This is a genomic window from Rhizobium sp. ZK1, assembly GCF_047782645.1.
Lineage (GTDB): Bacteria > Pseudomonadota > Alphaproteobacteria > Rhizobiales > Rhizobiaceae > Rhizobium.
This window is the reverse complement of the sequence record NZ_CP180586.1, coordinates 2,730,172-2,746,109: the sequence shown is the minus strand read 5'-3', so window position 1 is coordinate 2,746,109 and position 15,938 is coordinate 2,730,172. Positions and strand designations below refer to the sequence as shown.

Genomic DNA, 15,938 nt, shown 5'->3' with positions numbered 1-15,938 from the left:
GCAATGTCGGATGTGACCGGCGTCGAACGTCCTTCGGACGTTAACGCAAGAGGAGAAGTGCAATGTCTTATGTTGATGGTTTCATCGTCGCCGTTCCCCGCGAGAATGTCGATGCCTATAAGGAATTCTCCGCCTGTGCCGGGTCGATCTGGAAGGAATATGGTGCGCTCGAATATGTCGAGTGCCTCGGCAATGACGTGCCCTATGGCGAAATGACCTCATTTCCGCGCGCTGTCATGGCCAGGGATGACGAGGTGGTGGTCTTTTCGTGGATCCTCTACGAATCCAGGCAGCACCGCGACGAGATCAATACCAAGGTCATGGCCGATCCGTGCCTTTCCAGCGACAAATGGAAGATGCCATTTGACGGCAAGCGCATGATCTACGGCGGTTTCGAGGAACTGCTGCGGCTCTAGTTTTAACTCATTTCCATTGACTCCAGAGGCAGGGCGCGCCACCTCGCAGGGACAATTTGCGACGGAGCCCGCCTTGCCTCAGACAACAATAACACTTTCCACCCGCGGCCAGGGCCTCTACGAATTCACCGATCAGGCCAATACCTTCGTGCGCCAGTCCGGCATGGAGGAGGGGTTGCTGACGGTCTTCGTCCGTCATACCTCCTGCTCGCTGCTCATCCAGGAAAATGCCGATCCCGATGTGAAGACCGATCTCAATAGCTTTTTTCGCCGCCTTGTGCCGCCGTCTTCCGATCCGTCCATGCGCTGGATCGTTCATACGACGGAGGGGCCGGACGACATGCCTGCCCACATCAAGGCGGCGCTGACGCAGGTTTCGATCGGCATTCCCATCAGCCATGGCCGCCTGGTGCTCGGCACCTGGCAGGGCATCTATCTCTTCGAGCACCGTGACCACCCGCATCGGCGTGACGTGGTCCTGCATCTCAGCCCATGATCCCGTTAACAGTTCTGAATGCCAACTGAATGGGCGGTTCGAACGGCATTCAGCTTCAAGCGTTTAGTCTCGAGACAATCCCAAACGGGAGATCGAGGAAACACCACGAGGAGACAACCCCAAATGTCGCATTTCCTTGCCAAGGCTTCGCTTGCCGCACTGCTTGCTCTGAGTTCCATCCCGCTCGCGGGTTCTGTCGCTTTCGCCGCGCCGCAGACGGACTTCGTCGTCAAGGCGCAGTACCACCGTCCGCCAGTTCGCGGTTGCTCGCCGATGGAGGCCATCCGCAAGGCCCGTTATTCCGGCCTGCGCGACGTGCGCGTTTTCAACATCACACCGCGCCGGGTCGTCGTTGCCGGCCGGGATCGCCGTGGCTGGGACCGCATGACTTTCGCCAACGTGCGCGGCTGCCCTGTCATGTACCGCTAATTCCATCGGCCGGAGCCGGGAAAACCTGCGCTTCGGCCATTTTGCCTTGACCGCGACACTTTAGACCGTCTTCTCTCGGAACTGTATGTAAGTGATTCCGAAACAGGCTTCGGCAATTGCCCGCGCGCGGCTACTAGAGCGGGATGATTTTAAGTCCGTTCATATCCGGCTTCCTTGAAGTAGTTTTGGCATTCCTGTGGTGAAACTGTCTTGAGGATGGCTGCGATGGCCTCGTCGATCGCGTGGCGAGTTCTGGCCTGTGCCTCGCGTAGCCAATGCTTGATCTTGGCAAAGAGCTTTTCGATGGGATTGAGGTCAGGGGAGTATTTGGGCAGGAAGAACAGTTTGGCCCCAGCCTTGCGGATCGCGGTGCGGATTGCTTTTGCCTTGTGTGAGCCCAGATTGTCCATCACGACGATATCGTCTGGCTTGAGTTCGGGGACCAGCACCTTTTCCACATAGATCAGGAACCGCTCGCCATTGATCGGGCCGTCGATGATCCATGGCGCGCTGACGCGGTCGGCGCGCAGGGCGGCAATGAACGTCATGGTGTTCCAATGGCCGAAGGGCGCCTGACCGGGCAACCGTTCGCCGCGCGGCGCCCAGCCCCGGAGCGGCGCCATATTCGTCTTCGTCCAGGTTTCATCGATGAAGACGAGGCGGGCCGGATCGACGTGATAGCGATGCTTCAGCCAGCGGTTCCGTCGGGCGGCGACATCGGGCCGCTCGCGCTCGTCGGCGACCATTGTCTTTTTTTATAACTCAACCCTTCATCATGCACGAAGGTCCACACGGAGCGGTAATCGACCTTCAGGCCACGCTCGCCCAGTTCCGCGACCAGCCCGCGCAGGGTAAAAGCCCGTGTGCGGCAGCGCTCGAGCAGCCACTCCCGATGCGTATCGCAAATCGCCCGTGGCTTGTGCCCGCCCATCTGACCGGGGGCTGCGCTGCCCGTCTGGCGAAAGCGCCGCACCCAATCGATCGCGGTGCTGATGCCAATCCCGAAGCGCTTCGCCGCTGCCCGGCAGGACAATCCTTCGCGCGTCACCGCGCCGACAACGCGTTCCCGCAAATCATCGGAAAAAGGTTTTGCCATAAAGACCGGCCTCCTTTACCGGTCTCAATGGTGAATCTGATTTGCGGGAAAAAGGGAATCCCCTTTTCGATTCCATCTAAAATCATCCCGCTCTAACCACGAGGATCTTTTTCATGATGCAGTTTCTGGCGAAGGCGGGGCTTGCCGCCCTTCTTTCCGCTGCTGCGCTGGCCGGTACCGTTGTGCCGGCTTCCGCGCAGGTGAATATCATTATCGGCGAACCGGACCGTGGTCCGCCGCCGCCTGATTGGCGCCGCCCGCCGCCACCGCCGCCGGGATACGGCCGTCCGCCTCTGCCTCCGCCGGGTTACGGTCGCCCGCCGCGTGGCGGCTGCGATCCGCGCATGGCGGAAAATATCGCCGAGGATTACGGCCTGCGCCGCACGCGCGTCGTCGATGTCACGCCACGCCGTGTCATCGTGCAGGGCTGGAGCCGTCGCGGTCCCGACCAGATGACCTTTGGCAACGTTCGCGGTTGCCCGCTCCTGCGCCGCTGATATCGGCGTACGATTTTCACCACAAAAAAACCGCCCCTGCTGTCTGCAAGGGCGGTTTTCTTTTGAGTGGCGTTAGCGCGGGGCAGGGCGCCGAAGCGCCCTGAATGTTCTACTGCTCGATCGCGAACGTCACGCTGACGGTGACATTGTAGCTGTTTTCGCCGCCCTGGACCGGAACGGCAGCGACATCGGAGGCTTCCTTCATCATCGCTGCACGATAGATCGGCTGCGGCATCGGACGGACGACATTCTCGCTGATCTCGATGATGCGGCCGACCTCGACGCCGGCGGCTTGGCTCAGCGTCTTGGCTTTCTTGATCGCGTTGGCGACGGCGTTCTTGCGGGCTTCCTCAAGGGCTGCTTCCGGCTTGTCGTTGGTGAACTGGATATCGCCGCCCTGATTGATGCCGAGCGTGACGGACTGGTCGATGATTTCTCCCAGTTTGGAAAGGTCACGGACGCGCACGGTGACCGAATTGCTGGTCTGGTAGCCGATCAGCTCAGGCGGCTGCGGCTGGTTATCGACCGGCTGCGGGTAATTATACTGCGGCTGGATCGAAAAGCCCGAGGTCTGCAGGTCGCGCTCGGCAATGCCGCTCTTCTTTAGCGCAGCCAGCACCTCCTTCATGGCCTTGTTGTTCTCGTCGAGCGCTTCGCGGGCGGTCTTTGCCTGCTTGACCACGGCGAGATTGACGACGGCCATATCGGGAGCCAATGCCGATTCGCCTTCTCCGGATACGTTGATGACCGCTTCGCGCGGCTGGTTCTCCTCCGCCAGAAGCGGAGCGGATGCCGCGAGCGGCAGGCTCAGAAAGGCTGTGAGAAAGGCAGTCTTGGTGTAGTTCGGCGCCATGTTTGTTCCTCGGCTGTTTGCGTCCCTGCGAGCTTTGTGTCTGCGGATTGTGAAGCTATTGCGGCAATAGCGCGCATGAGAATTGCCCTACTATAAATAATGGATTCGACCAAAGGGTGTGGGCGGAGAAACAACGCATGGTAGATGGTGGCGGCATATGGCAGTTGCCCGCGATTAAGCATCACCTTATAAAGAAGTGCTTTTCCATCTCATACTGAAGTTCCGCCTTTATGAAAATTGGTGCCTATGTCATCAACCTGAACCGCTCCGTCGTCCGGTGGGAACAGCTTTCGCGAAAGGCCAATTCGCTGGAGCTTGATATCATCAGGATATCCGGCGTGGACGGTTCGCAGATCCAGCCGCACGACAAGGCGGATATCAACCAGCGGCAATTTCTTCTTCGCAACGGCAGGAACTATCTGCCGGGCGAGCATGGTTGCTACCGCAGCCACCTCAAGGCGCTTACCGAGTTTCTGAACAGCAGCAATGATGCTGCCATCATCATGGAAGACGATGTCGAGCTGCAGGCCGATCTGATGCGGCGCGCGGAGGCGGTGCTTGCCACCGTTCCGAAGGCAGAGCTGGTCAAGCTTCTCAATCACCGGTCCGATGGATTCAGATACAAGGCGATGACGAAATATCGCGATATCATTGGCCGCTGCATTCACGGGCCGCAGGGCTCGGCGGCCTGCTACCTCGTCACCCGATCCGGCGCTGAGAAGCTGCTGCGAACCATGTTCGTCATGGTCTATCCCTTCGATGTGGCAATAGAACGCGGGTGGTCGACCAAGGTTAATACCTTTACGCTCAAGACCAATCTGCTAGAGCTAGGGGCGAACAGTCACGAGACCGCGATTGCGACGAAGCTCGATTACAGGCGGCAGAAATTCACGGGAATACGCCGCTCCGTCACTCATCTGCTTCGCGCCGCCGATTATGCTAGAAGGGTACGGTATTCTCTATGGTAGCGAGCGAAGAGCCGATTGCCACGCCCTCCCACCTCAAGCCGGTCCTTGTCATCCTGTGGCTGCTGTTGATTTCGGCTCCCATTGTGGAAAGCGACATCTATCGCTATGCGGCACTGCTGCTGATCGGGACAACCTATGCCTATTTCAGGCCGAATTTTCGCCTGCTGAAGGGTGACTGGCTGGCCAATGCCTGCCTTGCCTGGGGTGCCTATGCGCTGCTGCGCTTTTTCTTCGGCCTGATCGTTTACGGCGAGAAGGGGGCGTCCGATTGGCTCTACGCCTTTACGCTGTTTTTCCCGGCGGTCGGCATCGCGCTCTATTCCAGCCGCAAGCATGTTGAAACGGTCTTTGCGATCTATTTCCCGGTGGCACTGGCCGCCCTGCTGATCTCTACCGACTATCGGCTGATCCTTGCTGGCGACGACCGCATTTCGCCACTTTACCACAACAACCTGATCCATGGCGCGATCGGCTGCGGCTTCCTGATGATCGGCGCCCTCTACTGGCTGTTGCACGCCTGGGAGACCGGCAAGCTCCAGCGCCGTTCCGGCAACTGGATTGTTGCCGTCGCGACGCTCATCATCGCGCTCAGCCTTTTCAACATTTACGGCTCCAAGGCGAAAGGCGTCTGGCTGAGTCTCGTCCTCGTCGGGCCTCTCATGCTCGCTTCACTGCTGCTTTACGCAAACAGGCGCCGAGCCGCGTTGGTAGGGGCTGCTGTCCTCGCTCTCATCGCAGCGGCACTTTTTGTCGGCGGCGATGATATCTGGAGGTTTGCCGGCCCGACCTATGAGGCAACCGCACGGATCGAGACTGAAATCTCGGCGCATGGCGTATGGAATGCCGTTAGTTCCGCGATCGCGTCCAAAGATACGCCGGAGTCGATGAGCGAACGGCTGCAGCTCTGGGCGAACGCCTCGGAAGTGATTGCCCAGGCGCCAGTTTTTGGTGCCGGCAACCACTGGCTCACGCTCTGGCAGTCTACGACTTATGCCAGCGTACCTTATACGCTGCTTCACAATGGCTATTTCGAAATGCTCGTCCGCCACGGGCTCTTCGGCATTATCGTTTTCGCCATTCTGGCGGTCGCCATGTACAGACGCGTCGTGGCCGCGTGGAGGGAGAAACTGATCAGCCTCAGCGCTTTGCTGGCCTATACCATGATCACACTGTTCTTCCTTGGAACGATCCTGTCCAATTCCAACAATCGGCTGGCAATCGGCGAATCGTTCTTCTTCGTGTTCTCCGCCGTCGGGTTTGCCTGCGGGATCATGTTGAAGAAGGGGGAGGTCAGGCAGGAGGCCAGCATGGTCGCTGGTGATCGGAAGGCTGCCTGAGATGGTGATGAAACCCCGGCCCGAAAGGGATTGCTGAGCGCTCCTGCGTTGGAGCGCCCGCGTTGTCAGATACCGAAATCGTCCAGAAACGAAGGATGGATGGCGGTCTTCCTTGCCTCGCGCGCATCACGATAGCGCTGCTGGGCAGAACCGAAGCCATTAACGATCCGTTGCATGAAGCCGCTTTTGCGGCGTTTGAAAATCAAGTGCATAGCAAGCTCACTTTTCTTATTTTTGTTAGCCGGCGAGCATATAATTTGTGCGTGATGCCGTAACAATGGGCATTTTGGCATGCCACCTATGCAGAATATGACAGTGATGTGACAGTGGTGCGGCCTCAGGCCACCCCGCAACAGGCTGAGGACCTTCCCTTTCACCGTCGATGGTATCGGCTATGGCGGTACTGTAAGATGCTGCCGCTGTCGTCCTTTCGGGGGAAGAGACTGGCATGGAGCGCCGCCTTGCAGCTGTCCTGATTGCCGATGTCGTGGGCTATGGCCGTCTAAGCCAGGTCGACGAGGAGGGGACGCGTCTTCGTTTCCAGGCGGACCTGAGAGAGATTGTCGAGCCTTCGATAGCCGAGCATAGCGGGCGGTTGGTCAAAACCATGGGCGACGGGCTGCTGGTCGAGTTTCACAGCGTCGTCGACGCCATGCGCTGCGCAGTGGACGTGCAGAAGCTGAAGGCGAAGCATAATGCTGAGATCCCGGCCGATCGCCGTCTCGATTTCCGCATCGGCATCAACCTTGGTGACATCATTGTCGAGGGTGACGATATTCATGGCGATGGCGTCAACCTGGCCGACCGCATGCAGTCGCTCGCCGAACCCGGTGGAATAGCGATCTCAGGCCCAGCCTACGACCAGGTGAAATCGAAACTCGACGTCGGTTTCGTCTCGCTCGGCGAGCAGAGGCTCAAAAGCATTGCCGAGCCCGTGCGGGTCTATCGTGTCTTGCTCGGCCCATTGGCGGCAAACAGAGCTGCCAACGCCCGCCGATATCCTGGCCGCTGGCGCATCGCAGCAACAGCCGTTGCGATCCTTCTCGTTCCGGCAGCAGCGGCGCTGTGGTGGCAGCCATGGGTGCTCCTTGAAACCCCATCGATTACCGGGCGTTTTGCCTATCCTTTGCCCGACAAACCATCCGTCGCCGTATTGCCATTCATCAATGTCAGCGGCGACGTCGAGCACGATCATCTCGCCGAAGGCCTGACCGATGACCTGATTACGGAACTCTCGAAAGTCTCCGGCCTCTTCGTCATCGCGCGCCATTCCGTCTTTGCGGTGCGCGATGATGGCGGCAAGATACAGGATGTGGCCGCCGAACTTGGTGTCCATTATGTGCTTGAAGGCACGCTGCAGCGCGCCGGCTCGCGATTGCGCATCAATGTCAAACTGATCGATGCGCTGACCGGGCTTTCCCTCTGGGCCGAGCGCTACGACCGCGAATATGCCGACCTCTTCGCAGTCCAGGATGACGTGATCGGCAAGATCATCGCAGCGCTTGCCATCAGGCTGAGCGAGGGCGAGCGCACGCAGCTGGCGCAGATCCCGACGGAGAATCTCGAGGCCTATGATTACTATATGCGCGCCGAGCAGGCGGGTCTCACCTATGGGGACGTGGTGACCTATCGCGAGGCACTGTCCTATTATCAGAAGGCGATCGACCTCGATCCGAACTTTGCGGATGCGCATGCGGGGATTGCCCGCATTGCCGTCGATGTCTGGCGCAACGACTACAACATCCTCTGGTCGGCGGCTGTTGCCCGCAAGATCGCCTATGACGCGGCAGGGCAGGCATTGAAGATCGATCCGAGCAATGCGCGGGCGCATACCGTGCTTGCTCTGCTGCAATTGGTCGATGGCCGCCAGACCGAGGCACTGATATCGGCAAACCGTGCCGTGCAGGCGCAGCCGAGCGACGCTGAAGCCAATGGCAATTTGGCCCTCGTGCTCGCTCATATCGGCGATCATGATCAGGCGATCAGCGAAATGGAAAAGGCGCTTCGCTTGGATCCTTCGCCATCATCAGGCTTCCAACTGCTGGCTGGTATCGTCTTCTACATCGTTGGAGACGAGGACCGGGCGATCTCGCTGATGGAGGCTGCCCGCGACGCGCTTCCCAAAGCGGAGGCTGCGCGCGAGTTTCTCACGGCAGCCTACATCGATGACGGCGATAAGGCGCGCAGCCTTCAGGAGAAGACGAAGCTGCTGGCGCTCTTTCCCGAAAGCAACCTGACCTATTACAGCTATCTCTACGACTACTGGCGCAAGGACGATCTGAACCTGCATTTGAGCAGGCTGCAGAAGGCCGGAATTCCCGAATGGCCCTTCGGATTTCGGGGCGAGAAGGGCGATCAGGTCCCCGGCGATCAGTTGCGAGACCTCATCAGCGACAAGACCTGGACCGGCAAACACCGCAACGGCACGCAATTCGTCCAGTTCTTCGACAACGCGGGCAATACCGCCTATCGCAGCGCCAATACCAACATAACAGGCACGGTCGAAATTCAGGGGGACTGGCTCTGCGAAAAGTTCCCAGGCTATTTCCTGGATCGGATGGTCTGCGGGAACGTTTATCGCAATCGCGCTGCCGACGAGCCCGGCGCGACATATGTGCATGTCACGCCGCAGGCGCTGAAATTCTTCTCTATCGGGGGCTGATCACCGATTGGTCAGCTGCTGGGCAGAGGGATGCTGCCAGTCTTTCTGCGCCTTCTCCGAGATCAGGATGTTCTGCACTTCCGACCAGTGTTTTTGGGAATCCACCACCTTCGTTGGGTTCTTCACCAGCCCTTCGGCCGCACCCGGATCATAGCTGATATAGAGCTTGCCATCGATGATCCGCCAGGCCTTCGGATCGATATTGGTCGTTACCGTTCCGAAGGACACGCCATCGGCGCAGTAGCCGCCATATTGCGGGGCATATTTGCCGGGATCCTTGGCGAATATGTCACGATGTTCGGCGCTGGCGAAATACCAGGTCGCGCCCAGCCAGTGGTGGGAATATTGCGGTGATCCTTCCACGGCCTTATCATCTGTGAAATAGGCGACCGGGTCATAGCCCTTGATCGCCACATCCCCGAAATAGCCCGTGTTGACGAAGTCTTCGGCTGTGGCCTCGTTTGCCAGCAGCAGGACGGCGATGCCGCCTGTAGCTGCAGCCTTCACAAATCCATTCCAGTGAGACATTTCAATGCTCCCGTTTTTCAGGCGCGCACGCTCATTTTCGCTTCGTGCATTCGTCATAGAGCCACTGACCCGTAAGGTCCGCTCCCTGACAGGCGGCGCCCGCTTTCAACAAAAGAGTGACGGCGTTCCAGTGTGACCGCCATCCGGCCTGGGTCACCGGCGTGTAGCCGTTCCTTTCCTTCGGCTCGATATCGGCTTTCTGCGCAAGCAGGAAGGCAATGACATCGGCATGACCTTCCTCGGCCGCCGCATGCAGCGGCGTCATATTGTAGAAGTTGTCGTGGTCGTTGACGGAGGCGCCTTTCGCCACCAGCAGTTCCACGATATCGAGATGGCCGCCATAGGCCGCCGCATGCAGGGCCGTCAGCCCGCCCTTGTTGCGGATTTTGATGTCGCAGCCGCGGTCGAGAAGAAGAGTGACGACATCGGCCTTGCCGGACAGGGCCGCGATCAGCAGCGCCGGTTCCCCGGTATCATCAGGCTCGGAGAGGTTTACCCCCTGATCCGCAAGCTGCTTGACGCGCTCGACATTGCCTTCGCGCGCGGCATCATGCAGTGGGCCTGCCGTAGCAGCGGAGATCCCAAGGCCGAAACAGATGAAGCTGAGCCAAAAGGCATTCATCGCGCACCCCCGTCTTGCCATCCCTGGCTTACAAGCGCGAAAGTATAACTAAGCTATCATGAATATGAGGAGGCGACAATAAACGGCGGCGTCATCAGCTATATCGAGATCGACTACCATTCATTGGGTTCACTGAGCCAGCCGGCAGCGCCGCGTCTGGTGCGGCTGTTGTCTGACACTGATATCCGGAAAATGTGGGAATCTACGGGATTAAGTGGTAATTGCCGCGAAAAGCCTGCAAAACAAGCGTTATGGCCGGATCCGTCGCCCATTTGCTAAACCCACGTTTTGACACCTGCCGACGCTGAGAACTGCCTATCGTGCTCCAAGAGCGCAGAGAGGGCGCCTCGTTCAAAACCTCTTCGAAAAAGGCAGTGGAAGGCTTCAAGGCGTCTTCAAGCCGAAAAATTTGAGGTTTTTGAACTTCCGGTGGTCGCCTGTCCTTAGCCAACCGCAGGCGCCCCACCGATGTAATCCAAAAGAGATTTCCATATGTGGGTGGAAATTCCTTGGGATGCGTATTTTGTTATGAAATACAATGGCATGCCGGCTTTCGCGCGGTCGACGAGATTCCCATACTGCCCTCACTCGCGATGACGTCGCAGCTAGAGAGGAGATATCTATGTTGGGCACATTTTCTCATCACGCCGTTCGTTCCTGGGGAGAGCGGAGCGGCTCATCCTACGAAAATTTGAAGATGACGTTGTCCGAGATCCACCTTGTACTGCTCGACGGATGTGCAAGGTCTCCAGTAAAGCCCTCAAGAACCGCTTGACCGGCCGGGAAACCTTCCCCTTTGAAGGACCCTATGTACCTTCCGTCTGCGCCATTTTTCCAAAGTATTGACAGGTGAAGCTCGTTGTCTCGTACAAAACCTTCAAGTCGCGAACTCACGTGAGAGCCGTCGCCAGTTCTTGCTGAGCCACTGACCTTATCGTTGTTTTGTGTCAGGTTAAGGAAAACACGAAATCCATTGTCTTGAACTATTTCCCAATTACTTCCGACTTGCCAATTTGCCATGGTAAGCTTCCCTTCTTTGAGAGCCTGGTAGATTACTTCTATCGAGGTTGTAAAATTGTAGCGCAACAACTTGGATGATGCAATTGAGTTCTTTCGAGATGGGCAAGCGGCAAGGCCGTATAACTAGCTAGGCGTGATCCGCACCACAATTCACGTCACAGGCGGCATCACCTGGCCACACAATGACATCGACAGATCAGCAGAAGAAAATGTTCGCGGGAGGGGCAAGTAAAGCAGCTAGGTATATGCAACAGCGAGCGCCTGCCGGTGCTCGTCGGTCATCTCCGCTTCAATCTCATCGAACCAAGTTAGCATCTGTTCCCAGTTGCTGCGGCTGAACACCTTCACTCCGTAGCGCTCCCCTAAATTCACCTGCTGCCGGCCCACGATTTCATGCATGGGGGCATCGATGAGAATAGCGTCACAATAGGGCGCATAGGTCGAAATGTGATCCACGTCGTAATAGAAGCCGGAAAGCTTCTTGAGAGCACTATCTCTGTTCTGATAGGCGCCTTGGACCACCAGCATTTTGAGGGTGGCAAAGATCCGGCTCTTCAGGTCCTGCACCGGCGCTTCTCGGAACTGTTCCGTTGAGAAAAACTCAACAACCCGTTGCAGCCTGGCCTTATGTTCCATCTCTTTTGGCAACTGGCTCAACATCCCTTCTACGATCTGTGACATAATGGGGGAGTCAACGAGGGCTGAGTAGTCGCCTGAAATCAGCCGCATAAAATATGTGACATAAGAGTTGATGTAGCCCTTGGCGGCTGCTTCATGCTCTAACATCTTGTCTTGTTCAAAGTTGTTGGTCGAGTTGCGCCAGTGAGGGAAAAGATCAATCAACCCTTCGATTGCGTCGGTTTTGCCCTTTCTGACAAGGTCACGGTCGCGGTTGTACCCGCCCACGTCAATTCGATAGTATCCATCCCAAACATCGATGTCGTCGTCGATTGCGTCAGCTTTCTGAAGCTCCACGCGCTCGTTGTGAAGCCAAGCGTGGAAAGCATCTTGCAACTGGTCACCTTCGATACAGTAGGCAGGCTTGAACTCGTAACCACGTGACGTGTGCTTGATGAACTCCATGAGCTCCGCGTACCGCTCCCACATGTGAGTTTCGTCTTCGTGGATGCTCGAGAACGGCACAACCAGTTGTTGGTTCGCGGTAAGACTGGAAATGTGCTTAGCAGCGTCGACAAATTTTTGGTCGTTGGCGCGGAAGGCGTGACTAAAAAAGAACTGGTCTAAATACAGAACCTTCTTCTTCAGCTCAGGCAGCGGAACTTGCTCATTGTATCGGCAACGTCCGCAGCCGCGGTACACGTACCGCGAATAGACGTTCACGTTGCCAAATGCCTGTTTGGCGCCACAGCCAGGGCAGTCTCCTATTATGCGGCTGACGAGGGCCATGTTACTCCCAAACGGGCACAAAATCTGTTGTGAGAAATAGCGAGTTTCAGGGGCAAAAAACAGTGCCAAGGGAGGTGGTCGACCTGCTAAGGGCCGATGGCTGACAGAAAAGTGGTGGGCCCGGAGGGACTCGAACCCCCAACCAAGCGGTTATGAGCCGCCGGCTCTAACCATTGAGCTACAGGCCCGGCACCCAGGGTGCGGTCAGCCGGGGCAATGGCACCCGCGGCTTGTGTCCGCTTAACGCAAATCCGGGACAGTCACAAGCCATGAGCGCAAGCATCTGTGGACGATGCATATTTCCGGTTTGCCCTCTGGAACCTTCGCACGAGGGCTACATTTACTCCTGTCAGACTGGATCTGAAGAGGGCAATCGCAGAATGGTGGCTTCCCAGGGTGCCGTGGTGCTCATTGTCGAAGATGAGCCGCTGATCAGGTTCAATATTCTGGATGTGCTTGAAGATGTTGGGCACGTGGCGCTCGAGGCCGGGAATGCGGATGAGGCGATGGTGCTTCTGAAGGCCCGCGACGATGTCGATATCCTCTTCACCGACGTCAACATGGCCGGTTCGATGGATGGCATCCAGTTGGCCAAGCGGGTAAGGGCGATGCGGCCGAATATCGGCATCATCATTACCTCGGGCATGGTGCGGCTCGATCCCATGTCGCTGCCGGCCAACACCGCTTTCCTGCCGAAACCCTATCAGCACGAGGCCTTGATTTCGGCGATCGCTTCCATGAGGCGGTAGCTGCGGCCAGTTCTGGCCAGTTCCAGCAAGGCGCCTGAGATCAGGAGGCGCAGCCGAGCCTGAAGGGGAGGTCTGCTTCAAGCCCGGCCGCTGGCCCCGGGGGACCCGTTGGAGCATTTCCATTTTCTTCACGTCACGGAAATGCTCTATATCCTTGTTTTCACGCAATTCCGGACGCAAAGCGCTCAAGCACTTTTGCTGGAATTGCTCAGTTGTAGCTGCTCTTCAGCAGGTCGTTTTCCTGATGCGCCTTCTTCTCGTAGATCGTGAAGAGAGCCATCGAGAGCAGATAGGAGAGGAAGGGGTCTCCCATCTGCGTGGCGATATCGCGGGATGCGAGGATATGTCGTTCCAGCGCGCCGATATCTTTTTGCACGGTGGTTTCGTTCAAGCGGTTCATGCTGCCATCTCCAGGAATTGCGTCACGACGGAACGTGTCGGGACGTAGCGGGTGTAGAGGGGGGTATCGATGCCGAGGGATGCGCGCATCCTGTCCAGCACGCGTTCGGAAACTTCGAAGGCGCCGCAGCAGACCGGATACTTGCCGTAGCCGTCGGCGCGGCCGAGTTCATCGACTTCGGCGCCGGCGCGCTTGTAGACGCGCTTCAGATGCGGCTCATAGTTTGAGATCATCGTGTGGATGCCGTGGTCGAGGGCGCATTCGCAAAGTGCGAGCAGCAGCATGGAGAAGGCGCGGCCGGCATCGACATCGGGAAAATCGTCGGCGATTGCTTCCTCGTCGATGCACATGCGGGTGCCTTCCCAGATGCCGGGGGCGACGAGATTGGCTGCCTGCGGGAAGGTTGCGCGGAAGACGTCGTAAAGGAGGGTCGGTCCGGTCGTCGGCATCAGGCGCATGCCGCCGTAAAGGCGGGTGCGGGTTTCGTTGCACCAGACGAGATAGGCCGGGCAGAGCGAGTCATAGCTGTCGCGCTCGAAGGGGCCGATTACCGGAACGTTCCAGCCAAGGGTATCCGCGAAGACTTTCTTGCGCAGGCGGAACATCTGGTCGAGTATGAAAGCGTATTTCTGATACTCATGTGCCTGAATGATAACGAACATTTTGCCCTCCAGCGTGTTGGGTTCGTGAGGGCAGAATGGTTCAGGACGGCGGGATCGGAAATTCCCTCATATGGGTGCCTACAGATGAGCCCCCGCATATGAGGGGGGGCGTTCAGAGTGTTTTCTGGTCAGCATAAATCATTCTGAAACGGGCGGTCTGATCGACCGGCCCGTTTGAGCCAACAGAATGTTCCAAACCAATCCGGAAAAGCTTAGGGGTTGATGATGCGCAGTTGCACGGCCCGCGAGGCGGCCGCGGAAATGGTGGCGCAGCCGAGCTTGAAGCGTGCGGTTTTCAGGTAGTCGCGGGTCGTATGTTCGGAAATGCCGAGGATGACGGCGATGTCCTTGTAGTCCTTGCCGAGTGCCGTCCAATGCAGACATTCGATTTCGCGCGGGGAAAGCGTCGGCACCGGGTCGTTCTCGCCGTGAAGCTCGTAGATGGCCTTCCGATGGATGACATGGGCGAGTTCGATCCACTCATTGCGATAGAGCTTGACCATGGAGGTCCAGTCATCGAGCGGAATGCGGGCATTGATCGACAGCAGCGCGCGGCGCTGCGCCTTGTCGGCAACGGGGATCGAATAGCCGTTTCCGCCGATCCCGTGCTTCTGGGCGTCGACGAGCATGGCATAGGCTTCCGGTGTCGGCTCGACCTCGCTCCAGTCGAAGGGCAGCTGGCGCTCGAAGCCCTGTTTGACGATCGGATCGACCTTCACATAGCTGTTGAGCAGATAGCGAGACACCCAGGCATCCGGATAGGTGGTGCGCACAAAAGGGGCGTCTATCTTTGCCGCAATGGTCTGAGCGAGGTGATAGGTGACATAGTCCACGGCATATCCCGCCTGGAAAATGCGGATGGAAGCATCGACATTTTCCGCAGCCTTGATCTGTTCGAAAACGGCTTCGAATTTTTGCGAATAGCTATTTTCCGTCATCGTGCCGCCTGTCTCAAACCGTTCAATCCTACCGCGAGGAATGTCAAAAATACAAGGCATCCCCACATATGCGGGGAATGACTTTTCCAGATCCATCTGTTAGCGCCTTTTCCGGGGAGGCTCCAGATGGACAGCAAGAGAACGTTCGATATCGCCGAATGCCATCAGGCCGCCAAAGGGCTGAAATCGAGCTGGCAGGACATGGCTGGCTCCGAGGCGCTGATCCGCGCGCTCGTCGCCGAACGCAACGGCGACACGTTGCTTGCCTTGTTCTGGACAGAGGTTCATCGGACGCTCTGTGAAGAGAAATAGTCACTCCTTTATCGTTACATCAGTCACGAATTCCTTCGACACAGAGGCTTGCCGAGTGCGTGCCGGACGGGTCGCTGCCTTGCCTTGATGCCGCGCCACCGCCAGAAGACGGCCTGCCCCGACATGGCCATTTTGCAAGTTCCCAGCAGAATTTTGCGCGCGAGAATGAGTTCGTTCGCCTGATCGGAACGGCGGACATGGGCGGGGAATTCGATCATGGAGGCCATCAGCCGGAGGTCCGTTTCATATCGTGTAAAGCAGCAAGATGACAGGTGTATCGCGAATGCACGGTCTTGGCCGGTCAGGTTAACGGCGGATGAACACGCTTTCACATTTTGTCGTCACTTAAGTTGCGTTGTCTGCCGGAAGCAAGATAGGCAGGGTCCAACTCTATGAGATATCCAGCATCTACGGGGATTCTCAAGCAAATATGCTTGACGGATCGTTACCGTGAAGCGCAAAGATGTGTGTGGAAACGATTACACAAAACGCCATTGTGCCATATTGAGAGAGGATCAGGATTTCGTGTCGAACGAAAGATCAATT

Annotated in this window: 18 protein-coding genes and 1 tRNA gene; 10 read left to right on the top strand and 9 right to left on the bottom strand. The window is 57.6% G+C overall.

The window, feature by feature from the left end:
• Positions 1 to 62: 62 nt before the first annotated feature.
• The 3 genes from ACK9YZ_RS14190 (at position 63) to ACK9YZ_RS14180 (ending at position 1,341) form a co-directional block, all read left to right on the top strand.
• Entirely contained in the window at positions 63 to 416 is a 354-nt protein-coding gene (locus tag ACK9YZ_RS14190; protein ID WP_416064244.1) for a DUF1428 domain-containing protein, read from the top strand.
• Positions 417 to 489: 73 nt separating this feature from the next.
• The gene (locus ACK9YZ_RS14185; protein ID WP_216755296.1) at positions 490 to 912 is read left to right on the top strand and encodes a secondary thiamine-phosphate synthase enzyme YjbQ; all 423 of its coding nucleotides are present in this window, start codon (positions 490 to 492) and stop codon (positions 910 to 912) included.
• A gap of 123 nt (positions 913 to 1,035) precedes the next feature.
• Positions 1,036 to 1,341 carry a hypothetical protein gene (locus ACK9YZ_RS14180; RefSeq protein ID WP_216755295.1) on the top strand — a complete coding sequence of 102 codons (306 nt, stop codon included), beginning with the start codon at positions 1,036 to 1,038 and terminating at the stop codon, positions 1,339 to 1,341.
• A 149-nt stretch (positions 1,342 to 1,490) separates the two neighbouring features.
• On the opposite strand, the gene ACK9YZ_RS14175 is transcribed toward ACK9YZ_RS14180, so the two are convergent.
• A protein-coding gene (locus tag ACK9YZ_RS14175; RefSeq protein WP_416064054.1) for an IS630 family transposase occupies positions 1,491 to 2,437 on the bottom strand; the annotation gives its coding sequence in 2 pieces (ribosomal slippage) (positions 1,491 to 2,096 and positions 2,099 to 2,437; 945 coding nt in all).
• A 113-nt stretch (positions 2,438 to 2,550) separates the two neighbouring features.
• Here ACK9YZ_RS14175 and ACK9YZ_RS14170 point away from each other — a divergent pair.
• A complete protein-coding gene (locus ACK9YZ_RS14170; RefSeq protein ID WP_216755294.1) occupies positions 2,551 to 2,934 on the top strand; it encodes a hypothetical protein in 384 nt (127 codons plus the stop codon).
• Between the two features lie 109 nt (positions 2,935 to 3,043).
• Here ACK9YZ_RS14170 and ACK9YZ_RS14165 read toward each other — a convergent pair whose 3' ends face one another.
• A complete protein-coding gene (locus ACK9YZ_RS14165) occupies positions 3,044 to 3,787 on the bottom strand; it encodes an SIMPL domain-containing protein (RefSeq protein WP_416064243.1) in 744 nt (247 codons plus the stop codon).
• Positions 3,788 to 4,017: 230 nt separating this feature from the next.
• Between ACK9YZ_RS14165 and ACK9YZ_RS14160 the strand changes: the two genes are divergently transcribed.
• From ACK9YZ_RS14160 to ACK9YZ_RS14145, 4 genes are all read left to right on the top strand, one after another.
• On the top strand, positions 4,018 to 4,755 hold the full coding sequence (locus tag ACK9YZ_RS14160; protein ID WP_416064242.1) for a glycosyltransferase family 25 protein: 738 nt from the start codon (positions 4,018 to 4,020) through the stop codon (positions 4,753 to 4,755).
• On the top strand, positions 4,749 to 6,092 hold the full coding sequence (locus ACK9YZ_RS14155; RefSeq protein WP_416064241.1) for an O-antigen ligase family protein: 1,344 nt from the start codon (positions 4,749 to 4,751) through the stop codon (positions 6,090 to 6,092). The genes ACK9YZ_RS14160 and ACK9YZ_RS14155 overlap by 7 nt, the downstream gene beginning before the upstream one ends.
• A 62-nt stretch (positions 6,093 to 6,154) precedes the next feature.
• Complete coding sequence (locus ACK9YZ_RS14150; protein WP_416064240.1) at positions 6,155 to 6,367, top strand: hypothetical protein; 213 nt, start codon at positions 6,155 to 6,157, stop codon at positions 6,365 to 6,367.
• 173 nt (positions 6,368 to 6,540) lie between these two features.
• A complete protein-coding gene (locus tag ACK9YZ_RS14145) occupies positions 6,541 to 8,754 on the top strand; it encodes an adenylate/guanylate cyclase domain-containing protein (protein ID WP_416064239.1) in 2,214 nt (737 codons plus the stop codon).
• On the opposite strand, the gene ACK9YZ_RS14140 is transcribed toward ACK9YZ_RS14145, so the two are convergent.
• The 4 genes from ACK9YZ_RS14140 to ACK9YZ_RS14125 all read right to left on the bottom strand — a co-directional run bounded on the left by ACK9YZ_RS14140 (position 8,755) and on the right by ACK9YZ_RS14125 (position 12,519).
• Positions 8,755 to 9,282 carry a YHS domain-containing (seleno)protein gene (locus tag ACK9YZ_RS14140; protein WP_416064238.1) on the bottom strand — a complete coding sequence of 176 codons (528 nt, stop codon included), beginning with the start codon at positions 9,280 to 9,282 and terminating at the stop codon, positions 8,755 to 8,757. It abuts the gene before it with no gap.
• Positions 9,283 to 9,313: 31 nt separating this feature from the next.
• Positions 9,314 to 9,904, bottom strand: a complete 591-nt coding sequence (locus tag ACK9YZ_RS14135) for an ankyrin repeat domain-containing protein (protein ID WP_416064237.1) — start codon at positions 9,902 to 9,904, stop codon at positions 9,314 to 9,316.
• Between the two features lie 1,257 nt (positions 9,905 to 11,161).
• Positions 11,162 to 12,331 carry a hypothetical protein gene (locus ACK9YZ_RS14130; protein WP_416064236.1) on the bottom strand — a complete coding sequence of 390 codons (1,170 nt, stop codon included), beginning with the start codon at positions 12,329 to 12,331 and terminating at the stop codon, positions 11,162 to 11,164.
• A 112-nt stretch (positions 12,332 to 12,443) separates the two neighbouring features.
• Positions 12,444 to 12,519, bottom strand: a tRNA-Ile gene (locus ACK9YZ_RS14125).
• Positions 12,520 to 12,711: 192 nt separating this feature from the next.
• On the opposite strand from ACK9YZ_RS14125, the gene ACK9YZ_RS14120 reads away from it, so the two are divergent.
• A complete protein-coding gene (locus ACK9YZ_RS14120) occupies positions 12,712 to 13,080 on the top strand; it encodes a response regulator (RefSeq protein ID WP_216755284.1) in 369 nt (122 codons plus the stop codon).
• A 208-nt stretch (positions 13,081 to 13,288) separates the two neighbouring features.
• Here ACK9YZ_RS14120 and ACK9YZ_RS14115 read toward each other — a convergent pair whose 3' ends face one another.
• The 3 genes from ACK9YZ_RS14115 to ACK9YZ_RS14105 form a co-directional block, all read right to left on the bottom strand.
• A complete protein-coding gene (locus ACK9YZ_RS14115) occupies positions 13,289 to 13,480 on the bottom strand; it encodes a hypothetical protein (RefSeq protein ID WP_183731300.1) in 192 nt (63 codons plus the stop codon).
• Positions 13,477 to 14,142: an acyl-homoserine-lactone synthase gene (locus ACK9YZ_RS14110; protein WP_113181131.1), complete on the bottom strand. Its 666-nt coding sequence runs from the start codon at positions 14,140 to 14,142 to the stop codon at positions 13,477 to 13,479. The genes ACK9YZ_RS14115 and ACK9YZ_RS14110 overlap by 4 nt, the downstream gene beginning before the upstream one ends.
• Positions 14,143 to 14,354: 212 nt before the next feature.
• A complete protein-coding gene (locus ACK9YZ_RS14105) occupies positions 14,355 to 15,080 on the bottom strand; it encodes a LuxR family transcriptional regulator (protein ID WP_216755282.1) in 726 nt (241 codons plus the stop codon).
• A 126-nt stretch (positions 15,081 to 15,206) separates the two neighbouring features.
• Between ACK9YZ_RS14105 and ACK9YZ_RS14100 the strand changes: the two genes are divergently transcribed.
• On the top strand, positions 15,207 to 15,392 hold the full coding sequence (locus ACK9YZ_RS14100) for a hypothetical protein (RefSeq protein WP_113300036.1): 186 nt from the start codon (positions 15,207 to 15,209) through the stop codon (positions 15,390 to 15,392).
• Positions 15,393 to 15,938 lie beyond the last annotated feature (546 nt).